At 71.2% G+C, this 10,542-nt stretch carries 11 protein-coding genes; 3 read left to right on the top strand and 8 right to left on the bottom strand.

Annotation, left to right across the window (positions count from 1 at the left end; genetic code table 11):
- Positions 1 to 89: 89 nt before the first annotated feature.
- Together ACZ6ZR_RS29485 and mshA are read right to left on the bottom strand one after the other, a co-directional pair.
- A complete protein-coding gene (locus tag ACZ6ZR_RS29485) occupies positions 90 to 626 on the bottom strand; it encodes a type III secretion system chaperone family protein (protein ID WP_465647434.1) in 537 nt (178 codons plus the stop codon).
- 92 nt (positions 627 to 718) lie between these two features.
- The gene (gene mshA / locus ACZ6ZR_RS29480; protein ID WP_465647432.1) at positions 719 to 2,089 is read right to left on the bottom strand and encodes a D-inositol-3-phosphate glycosyltransferase; all 1,371 of its coding nucleotides are present in this window, start codon (positions 2,087 to 2,089) and stop codon (positions 719 to 721) included.
- 173 nt (positions 2,090 to 2,262) lie between these two features.
- Here mshA and ACZ6ZR_RS29475 point away from each other — a divergent pair, with 173 nt between their 5' ends.
- Complete coding sequence (locus tag ACZ6ZR_RS29475; RefSeq protein ID WP_465647430.1) at positions 2,263 to 3,093, top strand: class I SAM-dependent methyltransferase; 831 nt, start codon at positions 2,263 to 2,265, stop codon at positions 3,091 to 3,093.
- A gap of 70 nt (positions 3,094 to 3,163) precedes the next feature.
- Here the strand turns inward: ACZ6ZR_RS29475 and ACZ6ZR_RS29470 are convergent, their stop codons facing one another.
- Entirely contained in the window at positions 3,164 to 3,742 is a 579-nt protein-coding gene (locus tag ACZ6ZR_RS29470; protein ID WP_465647428.1) for an O-acetyl-ADP-ribose deacetylase, read from the bottom strand.
- A 190-nt stretch (positions 3,743 to 3,932) separates the two neighbouring features.
- Between ACZ6ZR_RS29470 and ACZ6ZR_RS29465 the strand changes: the two genes are divergently transcribed.
- The gene (locus tag ACZ6ZR_RS29465; protein ID WP_465647426.1) at positions 3,933 to 5,303 is read left to right on the top strand and encodes a PP2C family protein-serine/threonine phosphatase; all 1,371 of its coding nucleotides are present in this window, start codon (positions 3,933 to 3,935) and stop codon (positions 5,301 to 5,303) included.
- Positions 5,304 to 5,391: 88 nt separating this feature from the next.
- Here ACZ6ZR_RS29465 and ACZ6ZR_RS29460 read toward each other — a convergent pair whose 3' ends face one another.
- The 3 genes from ACZ6ZR_RS29460 to ACZ6ZR_RS29450 all read right to left on the bottom strand — a co-directional run bounded on the left by ACZ6ZR_RS29460 (position 5,392) and on the right by ACZ6ZR_RS29450 (position 6,867).
- Positions 5,392 to 5,721 carry a DUF2516 family protein gene (locus ACZ6ZR_RS29460; RefSeq protein ID WP_465647436.1) on the bottom strand — a complete coding sequence of 110 codons (330 nt, stop codon included), beginning with the start codon at positions 5,719 to 5,721 and terminating at the stop codon, positions 5,392 to 5,394.
- A 160-nt stretch (positions 5,722 to 5,881) separates the two neighbouring features.
- The gene (locus ACZ6ZR_RS29455) at positions 5,882 to 6,433 is read right to left on the bottom strand and encodes a hypothetical protein (RefSeq protein ID WP_465647425.1); all 552 of its coding nucleotides are present in this window, start codon (positions 6,431 to 6,433) and stop codon (positions 5,882 to 5,884) included.
- A gap of 14 nt (positions 6,434 to 6,447) precedes the next feature.
- Complete coding sequence (locus ACZ6ZR_RS29450; RefSeq protein ID WP_465647423.1) at positions 6,448 to 6,867, bottom strand: helix-turn-helix domain-containing protein; 420 nt, start codon at positions 6,865 to 6,867, stop codon at positions 6,448 to 6,450.
- Between the two features lie 124 nt (positions 6,868 to 6,991).
- Here ACZ6ZR_RS29450 and ACZ6ZR_RS29445 point away from each other — a divergent pair, with 124 nt between their 5' ends.
- Positions 6,992 to 7,549 carry a DUF5677 domain-containing protein gene (locus tag ACZ6ZR_RS29445; RefSeq protein ID WP_465647421.1) on the top strand — a complete coding sequence of 186 codons (558 nt, stop codon included), beginning with the start codon at positions 6,992 to 6,994 and terminating at the stop codon, positions 7,547 to 7,549.
- A 456-nt stretch (positions 7,550 to 8,005) separates the two neighbouring features.
- On the opposite strand, the gene ACZ6ZR_RS29440 is transcribed toward ACZ6ZR_RS29445, so the two are convergent.
- Positions 8,006 to 9,787, bottom strand: a complete 1,782-nt coding sequence (locus tag ACZ6ZR_RS29440) for a serine/threonine-protein kinase (protein WP_465647419.1) — start codon at positions 9,785 to 9,787, stop codon at positions 8,006 to 8,008.
- Positions 9,788 to 9,982: 195 nt separating this feature from the next.
- The gene (locus ACZ6ZR_RS29435; protein WP_465647417.1) at positions 9,983 to 10,468 is read right to left on the bottom strand and encodes an FBP domain-containing protein; all 486 of its coding nucleotides are present in this window, start codon (positions 10,466 to 10,468) and stop codon (positions 9,983 to 9,985) included.
- Positions 10,469 to 10,542: the final 74 nt, after the last annotated feature.

The raw sequence follows: 10,542 nt of genomic DNA, 5'->3' as shown, positions 1-10,542 counted from the left end.
AGTTGCACTCGTGTCACACGACAGGTCTACCGGATCAGACGCGACAGCCGAGGCAAAACCCGCAGATTGATCACAACCAGATACGCACCCTAGTCGGCCTCGGATGCGGGTGCCTGCTCCGCCGCCGGGGCGGCCAGGTGGGTGAAGGCCTCCAGGTTGCGGGTGGACTCGCCGCGCTTGGTGCGCCACTCCCACTCGCGCCGGATCGCGGTGGCGAAGCCGAGTTCGAGCAGGGTGTTGAAGGGCTCGTCGGCGGCGCCGAGCACGCTGCCGAGCACCCGGTCGACCACCGCCGGGGTGAGGGCCTCCAGCGGGAGGCGGCCGGCCAGGTAGACGTCACCGAGACCGTCGATCGCGTAGGCGACGCCGAACAGCTTGGTGTTCCGCTCCAGCAGCCAGCGGTAGACCGCCTCGTGGTTCTCGTCCGGGCGGCGGATCACGAAGGCGTTCACCGAGAGGGTGTGGTCGCCGACCCGCAGGGCGCAGGGAGTGGCCAGCTTGCGGGTACCGGGCAGCGTCGCGACCAGCGTGTACGGGTCGGTCGCGGCGGGCTCCCAGGCCACGCCCGCCTCGTCCAGGGCGGTGCGGAGCAGGGCCAGGGCGTCGTCCTTGGTGGGGGTTGCCATGGGGCAGACGTTACTCGGGGGTACGCCCTCGGCGCCGCCTGACTCCCCGTCACACCCGGACCTCGGGCCGGGCCTCGGGCCGGGCCGCGTGGTCAGGCCAGGCGCAGGCCGGCCAGGAGGGCGGTGGAGTGCTGCATCGCTCCGGCGTAGACCTCGGCGGTGCGGGCGGCGGCACGGTCCCAGCCGAAGGCGGCGGCGTGGGCGGCGGCGGCCAGGCCCTGACGGTGCACCAGCTCACGGTCCGTCACGTACGGGCGCAACGCCCGGGCCCAGTCCAGCGGGTCGTGGCCGGGGACCAGGGTGCCGGTGCGGCCGCCCTCGACCGCGACCGGGAGGCCGCCGACCGCGGCGGCGACCACCGGGGTGCCGCAGGCCTGGGCCTCCAGGGCGACCAGGCCGAAGGACTCGCTGTACGAGGGCATCACCAGGGCGGTGGCGGCCCGGTACCACTCGGCGAGCTGCTGCTGGCCGACCGGCGGGTGGAAGCGGACCACGTCCGAGATGCCCAGCTGGGCGGCGAGCTTCTGCAGGCTCTCCGGCTTGGCCAGCCCGGTGCCGGACGGGCCGCCGACCACCGGCACGATCAGCCGGCGGCGCAGCTCCGGCTCGCGCTCCAGCAGCGCCGCGACCGCCCGCAGCAGCACGTCTGGCGCCTTGAGCGGCTGTATCCGCCCGGCGAACAGCAGCACCGCCGCGTCCTGCGGCAGCCCGAGCCGGGCCCGGGCGGCGGCGCGGCCGTCCGGGGCGTCGGCGGGGCGGAAGACGTCGAGGTTGACGCCGGGGTGGACCACGGCGAGCTGGTCCTGCCGGGCGGCGTAGTGGAAGGCCAGCTCCTCGGCCTCCTCCGCCGTGTTGGCGATCAGCCGGTCGGCGGCCTCGACCACCTGGCTCTCGCCGATCTCCCGGGCGGCCGGCTCGGGGGTGTCCCCCTCGGCCAGCGCCGCGTTCTTGACCTTGGCCATGGTGTGCATGGTGTGCACCAGCGGCACGCCCCAGCGCTGGGCGGCCAGCCAGCCGACCTGGCCGGAGAGCCAGTAGTGCGAGTGCACCAGGTCGTAGTGGCCCGGGCGGTGGCCGGCCTCGGTGCGCAGCACCGCGTGGGTGAAGGCGCAGAGCTGGGCCGGGAGGTCCTCCTTGACCAGCCCCTCGTACGGGCCCGCCGTGACGTGCCGGACCAGCACGCCGGGGGCCAGCTCGACGGTGGGGGCGTCGTCCGAACTGATCGCCCGGGTGAAGACCTCGACCTCGATGTCGAGGGCGGCGAGGCGCTTGGCCAGCTCGACGATGTAGACGTTCATCCCGCCCGCGTCGCCGGTGCCCGGCTGGTGCAGGGGGGAGGTGTGGACGCTGAGCATCGCGATGCGGTGGGGGCGGCGACGGCCGACCAGGCTCTGCAGGCGCCCGAGGGTGGGCGGGAGCAGGGGGGAACGTCGCGCCGCCGTACGGGCGGGGTGCTTGGTCACCTGGCTGAGCCTCCTCGTCGCTCCCCTGGGCACCGCGCTCCGGCCCGTGGGCAATCGTCCAAGGAGACAACCACGTCTATGTCACGTCGCATTCCCGCTTGCGGAAATCCGCCGGAGCGGGGGCGACCGTGGTCACCCCGGGGGCGCGGGGCCCTGCCGGTTAGGCTGCGTGCATGGTCGCGCCGTCCGTTCCGCACAGTTCTCCCGCCCGTGGCCGGGGAGCCCGGCCCGAGGGCACGGTGACGCGGGGGACGACGGGGACCAACCGGCTGCGGCGGATGGACCGGTGGATCGCCCACGCGCTGGGCCCGGCGCTGCGCTCCGCCGAGCGGCCGCCGACCGCCGTGGACCTCGGGTACGGGGCGGCGCCGTGGACGGCGGTGGAGCTGTCGACCCGGCTGCGCACGGTGCGGCCGGACGTCCGGACGGTGGGCGTCGAGATCGAGCCGGAGCGGGTGGCGGCCGCGCTGCCGTACGCCGAACCGCCGCTGCTGACCTTCCGGCGGGGCGGCTTCGAGGTGCCGTTGGACGGCAGGGACGGGGCGCTGCTGATCCGGGCGGCCAACGTGCTGCGGCAGTACGAGGAGGCCGCCGTCGGCCCGGTCTGGGAGCGGCTGTGCGGACGGCTGGTGCCCGGCGGGCTGCTGGTGGAGGGCACCTGCGACGAGATCGGCCGGCGGCACGTCTGGGTGGCGCTCGGCCCGGAGGGGCCCCGGACGGTCACCTTCGCGGCCCGGCTGGCCGGGCTGACCCAGCCCTCCGAGCTGGCCGAGCGGCTGCCGAAGGCGCTGATCCACCACAACGTGCCGGGCCGCCCGGTGCACGCCTTCCTCACCGACCTCGACCGGGCCTGGTCGGCCGCCGCCCCGTACGGCGCGTTCGGCGCCCGGCAACGGTGGATCGCCACCTGCCGCTCGATGTCCGGCAGTTGGCCGCTGGTGGACGCCCGGGGCCGGTGGCGGCAGGGCGAGCTCACGGTGGAGTGGTCCGCGCTCGCCCCGTGACGGCGCGGACCGCACGGACAGCCCGGACGGCCCGGACCACGCGGACGGCGCCCTCCAAACTGACGAAGTCTCAGCCGGTCGGGCCCGGAGCGTCCAAGGCGTCCCGGAAGACCCCGTGGGCCTCGGGTCCGAACAGCACGAAGCGCACCTCGGTCAGCTCCGGGTACTCCACGACCGCCTCGCGCACGGCCCGGACAGCGATCCGCGCGGCGTCCGCCATCGGCCAGCCGTAGACCCCGGTGGAGATGGCCGGGAAGGCCACCGTCCGGGCGCCGAGCCCGGCCGCCACGCGCAGCGACTCGCGGTGGCAGGAGGCGAGCAGCTCGGCCCGCGCCGCGTACTCCTCGGGCAGGTGGACGGGCCCGACGGTGTGCACCACCCAGCGGGCCGGGAGGCGCCCCGCGGTGGTGGCCACGGCCTGTCCGGTGGGCAGTCCGCGGCCGTACCTGGAGGCGCGCAGGGCCCGGCACTCGGCCAGGATCTCCGGCCCGCCGCGGCGGTGGATCGCCCCGTCCACGCCGCCCCCGCCGAGCAGCGAGCTGTTGGCGGCGTTGACCACCGCGTCCACCTCCTGCGCCGTGATGTCACCCTCGACCGACGTGATGCGCGTCACCGTTCCCACCCTTCCGTTGTCTCCACACCGGTCCATACCAGAATCGTTCCGCCCGAGGCCAGCCCGTTCTCCCGGTCGCGTGGTGATAGCCACAGAGCCGCCCGTCAGCCGGAGGAAAGGGCTCCGGCCGCGTTATGGTCACCAAAGCTCTCCGACACCCGGTGCCATCCGGGCACCCCACGGCTGGCCCAGCCGTTGCGCTGTCGGGGAAAGGGAGGACCGACCAATGCCCGCAACGGGAGACGGGCGGGGGCCAGCCGCCCCGTACCGGCCGGGCGCCGTAGCCGAGGCCGCGGTGCCGATACCGCACCCTCGGGCCAACGGCACCGACGCGCCGTTCCGGCTGCTGGTGATCGAGAACGACTACACCGACGTGGCCTTCCTGGAGCAGCTGGTCGCCGAGTCCGGCGCCGCGATCGAACTGCACTGGGCGCAGGGCGTGCTCTCCGCCGCCGACCGGCTCTCCCGGACGAGGGGCCAGGGGCGCCGGCCGGTCGGACGTCCCCGCGAGGTGGAGTTCAGCTGCGTGCTGCTGGACCTCCCCGACCCGGCCGACCAGACCGGCCCGCTCCAGGGTCTGGACGGTCTGCACGAACTCCTCCGCCGGGCCCCGCAGACGGCCGTGGTGGTGCTCACCGACGCCGCCGGGGCCGAGCTGGGCGCGGCGGCCGTGGCCGCCGGGGCGCAGGACTTCCTGATCCGCCATCAGACCGACGGGCCGCTGCTGGCCCGGGCGCTGCGGTACGCGGTCGAGCGCCGCCGGGCGGACGAGTCGCAGCGGCGCCTGGTCGAGGCCGAGCTGCGCGGCCAGGAGAACGCCCGTCTCCAGCGGCACCTGCTGCCCACCCCGCTGCTGGACGGCGCCGGGCTCTCCTTCACCCGCCGCTACCGCCCCGGCCGCAGCCGGGCGCTGCTCGGCGGCGACTTCTACGACGCCGTGCGCACCGACGACGGCACCGTGCACGTGGTGATCGGCGACGTCTGCGGGCACGGCCCCGACGAGGCGGCGCTCGGCGTCGCGCTGCGGATCGCCTGGCGCTCGCTGGTCTTCGCCGGGCTGACCGGCCAGACCCTGCTCTCCACCCTCCAGCACGTGCTGGAGCACGAGCGCCGCAGCGACGAGATCTTCGCGACGCTCTGCCTGCTGGTGCTCTCCCCGCCCTCCGCCGAGGGCCCGACGGCCGCCGACGAACAGGCCCGGATGTACCTCGCCGGGCACCCCGCCCCGCTGCTGATGAGCCGGGACGGCGAACCCTCCCTGCTCCCCGCCGACCAGGCCGGGCCGGCCCTCGGGCTGCTGCACTGCGACGACCCCGGGGCCGCCTGGCCCACCCAGGAGCTGACGCTCCGTCCGGGCTGGAGCCTGCTGCTGTACACCGACGGGCTGATCGAGGGCCGGATCGGCGCCGGGTCGCGGCGGCTCGGCCAGGACGGGCTGATCGGCCTGATAGCGGACCACCAGTCGGGCGGGCTGACCCGGGGGCGGCTGGTGGACAGTGCCATCGCCGAGGTGGAGGAGCTGAACGGCGGGGCGCTCGCGGACGACGTCGCGGTGCTGCTGCTGGAGCGTCAGCCGGTGCCGCTCATCATGGGCTGAGGCCACGCCGCTCCTCCGGGCTCCTCCGGACGCGCGAAAGGGCGGGCATCGCGGCCCGCCCTTCCTTCCGTGCACGTGTGACCGGTCGTCACCAGGGCCCGTACGGGCCGTTGTTGCTCCGGCTGCTGTTGCCGCGGCCGTCCGTCAGCTGCTTGATCGCGGAGCGGACGTCCACCACGTAGACGATCGAGGCCACCAGGCCGATCAGCGTCAACGGGCTGAACACCGAGGCGCCGAGCAGCAGGTCGAGCCCGAGCGCCGCACCGGTCAGGGCCAGCCAGAACGGCTTGGTCTTCTTGTCCGCCGCCCGGTAGGCGTCCTCGCGTCTGGTCACCGCGTCCACGAAGGCGAACAGCTTGAACCCGATGATCGCGAACGACAACCACCACTCCGGGCTCAGGAACTGCAAGCTCAGGATGTACGCCACCGCTGCCGCCTCCTCCTCAGTGTGATCCGGGCACTACCGCCGCCCATGGTGGCACGGCCCGGCGGCCGTCGCCGGGACAACGAGCCGCACTGCCCGGATGTGCCCGGTTCGGGCCCGCTTCGCACCTCTCGGTGCTCGGCACCGGTCCACCTCACTCGGCGTCGGTCGGCGCGGCCTTCGGCTTGCGGGCGCGGGGGGCGCGCTTGGGGGCCTCCTCGGCGGGAGCAGCCGACTCCGGCTCCGGCTCCAGGTCGAGCACCACGGGCTCGGCCTCGGTCTCCACGAGCTCGGCCTCTACGGTCTCCTCGGGCGCGGTGCCGGGGGACGGCTGGTTCTTCTCCACCACGGTCCGGCCGCGGACGGCCAGCTCGTCGTAGGCCTCCTTGGCCTTGACGGCCAACTCCAGTGCCAGGCCCACCTGCTGGAGCGCCAGCCCCTGCACCTTCTCCTGAATGCCCTTCAGGTCGGAGGGCAGCCCGGTGACGGTCTCGGTCACCTTCGCCTGCGCCCCGACCAGCTTCGCCCCGGCCTCCTGGAGCGCGGCGGCGGCCTTCTCCTGCGTGCCCTTGCGGTCGGCGGCCAGCGCCTCGACCTTGCCCGGCACCTCGCGCAGCTTCTCGTACGCCAGGTCGCCGGCGCCCGCGAGGGCGTACAGCGGGGTCGGGTCGCTGAGGGTCTTCTTGATCTCGTCGCTGATCGGCATGGCCGGTCGTCCTCTCATCCGTCGACAGTCCGGCGGCCGGCCTGTCCCTCTGCTCCTGCCGCTGCGGCGGCGGGCTGCTCCTGGTTCTCCTTCAGGAACGCCTCGTAGACCGCCAGCAGCGCCTGCTTCTGCCGCTCGTTGAGCAGCGGATCCGCCTGGACCGCCGCCCGCAGCCCGGGCCCCTCCCCCGGCTCGGCCTGCGGCCGCTCCTCGAGGATCCCGGCCTGCACGTACAGGGTCTCCGCCGAGATCCGCAGCGCCTTGGCGATCTGCTGCAGGATCTCCGCGCTCGGCTTCCGCAGCCCGCGCTCGATCTGACTCAGGTACGGGTTGGACACCCCTGCGGCGTCGGCGAGTTGGCGCAGCGAGTACTGCGCGTTCCGCCGCTGCTCGCGGATGTACTCCCCGAGCGAGCCCACGTTCAGTGAAGCCATGCCAGCAGTCTGCACACCCGTGCTTGCAATTGCAAGCAGAGTGCTAGCGCCAGCACGCGGAGCAGGTGGGTGAACGGTTGAGGAAATCGTGGCGGCCCCGGATCCGGCGCCGTAGCTTGACGCCATGCCCGACTTTGCGCATGACGAGGCCACAGCCCGCCACGCGCTCGAAGTCATCGACCAGTTGCTGGCCGCCCGCGACAGGATGACCTCCAGAGCGGGCGACATCGACTTCCTCCGCGAACACGAGGCAGTGGCACCAACCGCATGGAGCTGGTGGATGCTCATTTCGGACTCCGCCCGCGTGGTGGCGGCGGCGGCCGAGAACGGCAACGGGTACGTCGTCGCACCGGTGACGCGGAACCTGATGACCCACACGGTGGCGATGGCCTGGCTCGTCGACGGCGGCAGTACTGCGGTGCAGGCCGTCGATGCCTACAGCGACGACCAACTCCTCAAGCTGATCACCAACGCGAAGCAAGCCGGGTGGGATGTCGACGGAGACGAGGTCGAGGCAAGGGTCCGTGCCGCTGTCGACGAACGCACCGCCCACCCGGCCCCTGAAGTCACCCGGCTGGCGAACGAGATCCGCAACACCGCCGACTTGATGGCGGCGTTCGGGGAGCAGGACGGCTACCTGCCCTACAGGCACCTCAGCTCCTACTCCCACACCACACGATAGACGGCGCAGCTGTATCTCCGTCCGACCCGGGCCGGCGGCTGGGAACTGCGCGACAAGCCCAGGGAGAGCGGCCTGAACGACGTCATTTGGACGGCCGTGTGCCTGATCCAGGCCGGCCGGATACTCGACTCCATCCTCAGCGAGCACCTGCTGGCCGAGGAGCTCGACCAAGCGACCGCGAACCTTGGCGTCTCCGGGGACATCGTCCCGCGGCGTCGCCATCGCCGAGGCGCCGCCAACTGACTTGGGCAACGCCCGGCTTCGGCGAGCAGAATGCCGATCCCGTCGCCGCAGCGGGACAGCGCCACATCGGACACGCCCGTCGACGCCACCTCACCAGCAGATCCTCTGGGCCGGCGCAGTCGCGACCCGGTGCAGTAGCCGCATCGCCCCGTCCCGCTGGATCCAGCCACGCAGCACCTGCTACGACCACCCTTGAACTTTGGGCTCAGGTCACTATCGCGTGTGGGTGCCAAGGATCTTCCCGAGCGTGACGGCCACGTCGAAGTCCCTGTCCCATGTGAGTGCCACAAGGTCGTCGAACTCCACCTCGGGGCGGAGCAGATCGAGGACGTCGGCTTCGAATACCGAGCCCGGTTCTGCGAGCTTGAGCGCCTCGTCACGGAAGCAGCGGTACGTGTCGGGTGACCGGAACATCACCGAGTACTCACCGTCTACGAGCTCTCCCACGGAAACGTCCCACTTCGCTTCAAGCGCCTCAAGTGTGCGGGCGACGCCGTCCGCGTTGAGCCGCTCGGTCAGCAGATCCACTCCCAGCGCCTCTCGGGCCGAGTCCAACGGAAGCGTCTCGTCCCAGATCACCGAGAGATGGTTCTCGAAACCGATGCCCTCGCGAACTGCCTTGTCGAGCCCCAGGTAGTCGGTGCCCAGAGTCGTACGCATCCAACGAGTAATCCAGAGGATCGGGGCACCGATCAGATTCGACCGCAACGATCCACTGCCTTCACCGTAAACAGATTCGCGGATGCTCGTCAGCAGCTCTTCACAGTGATAGTCCTTGCAGAACCGAAACAGGTGAGCCGACTGCCTCGGCAGACCGGCCCAGCGCGAAGACCGAGGAAGGGGGAACTCGGCCAGAATCGTCTCCAGCTCGCGTTGGAGTCTCGGCTTTGAGGCAGACAACACGAGAGCATCGTCATCCTCGCCCCACCGCCCAGCGCCCTCGTAGTCGAACTTCGCCTTACACGAGGAATATATGACGGCTTGAGCGCATGTGTTGAACAGCTCCGTGCTCACGCGGTAAGCAACCTCGCAGTGGTAGTTGAGGTTGAATCGGTCGAGCTCTCCGTCGGCGACCCGCTCGAAGACGTGCTTCGCCGACAACACGTCTCTGGCGGCACGGCCAAGAATCCGCTCGACCTCGTCGGACGAGCCGCTAGCTGACGCTTCGTCGGGGCACAGGTCGTCGGAGATCTCCTCGATTGCCGAGTCGAGCCGCTGAACGGCTACCTGAAGCAGCCCGCGTACGGTGTCGATGCGGAGCCGCTGCGCCTCGTCTTGGAGCAGCATCTGTTCGATGATCAGGTCGAGGTCCGCCAGGTAGGGGTAGCGGTCGCGCACAAGCGCGTGTCGTCGCCCCCGGGCGTTCTGCTTCGTGAACATCTCGGTCATGACGAGGCCGAGCGCAAAAATGTCTGCCGGCTTGCCGATGTCGAGGGCGTTGTTCCTCACCATCTGCTCGGGAGCGAGGTAGTTTCGGTTCACCAGGAGGTCCCCGCGCTTCGTGAGCGAGGAGTCCTTGAAATGCGCGATGCCGAAGTCGGCCAGGACGAGCCGGCGCACCTCAGGGTCGACGAGGACATTCTCAGGCTTGATGTCGCGGTGCACTATGCCGTCACCGTGCACGTACGCGAGCGCATCGCAGAGCTGACGCACGTAGTCGAGAAGCACGTCAGCGTCGATTTCGTCGTTGATCACGTTTCGCAGCGTCATGGGGTAGAAGTCCATGACGCAGTAGAAGTGTTTCTCGTCCTCTGAATACGCGTGGATACTCACGACATTCGGGTGGCTCGAGGCCTGCCCGTACTCGATCTCCCGCTTGAAACGCTTGTTGCGAGCGGAGTCCGCGCCACTGTCCTTCTCGATCTGCTTGACTGCGAGCACCTGACCGTCGGGCTTACGGCGGACCTTCCACACCCGGGCAGATCCTCCCCCTCCCAGAGCCGAATCGCGCTCGTAAGTGACTCCGTCGATGATGAACGGTTCCTTCTTCGGCATGAACCCACCCTACTGACCATCGGGGCGGTGACGCCGACCAATTGCTGCCAGGACCAGAGCGCCCTCGGGCGGGGCGAGTTCGGCGATAGACGTAGACCTGGTGACCACTGACGTGGTCGGACCGAGTCGGGGTCGACCACCGCCCAGACGTGGGACCGGTGTCGCTGCTCCCGCCGCAGGGCTCAGGCTCAACGGTCAGGCGGTCACCTTGGCGATGAAGGCGGCGAGGTTGGCGGCGGTGCGGGTGATGCGTTCTTCGAGGGTGAGGGTCTCCTGGAGGCGGGTGCCGGACTGCTGGGGGTTGCGGAGGTGGTGGGAGCAGGAGAGGTCGGTGCAGAGGTAGACGCCGACGGAGTTGCCCTCGCGGCCCGCCTTGCCGGCCTTGGGGGCGACCATCAGGGAGACGCCGCCGACGTGGGTGGTGACGCAGACCGAGCACATGCTGCGGCGGGCCTGCCAGGAGGCGGCCGCCGGACTGCGGAGGACCAGACCGGTGGGGGCGCCGTCGAGTTCGGCGACCAGGTAGGCGCGGTCGGGGGCCTGGGGGTCGCGCCAGCCGAGGTAGTCGAGGTCGGCCCAGGCGCGGTCCGCGAGGTCGCGGGGGACGGCCAGACGGGTGGCCTCGCCCTTGGTGCAGTTCACGAAGGAGGCGCGGATCTGGGGTTCGGTCAGCTGCTTCATAAAGGTGAGGCTATTTTGCCTAAAGGTTTTAGGCAAATGCATAATGGCCTCAGGAGCACGGAGACGACGAGAGG

Source organism: Kitasatospora sp. NPDC088742 (assembly GCF_055584905.1).
The sequence above is the reverse complement of the archived record's forward strand: the minus strand, read 5'-3'. Positions and strand labels throughout refer to the sequence as shown.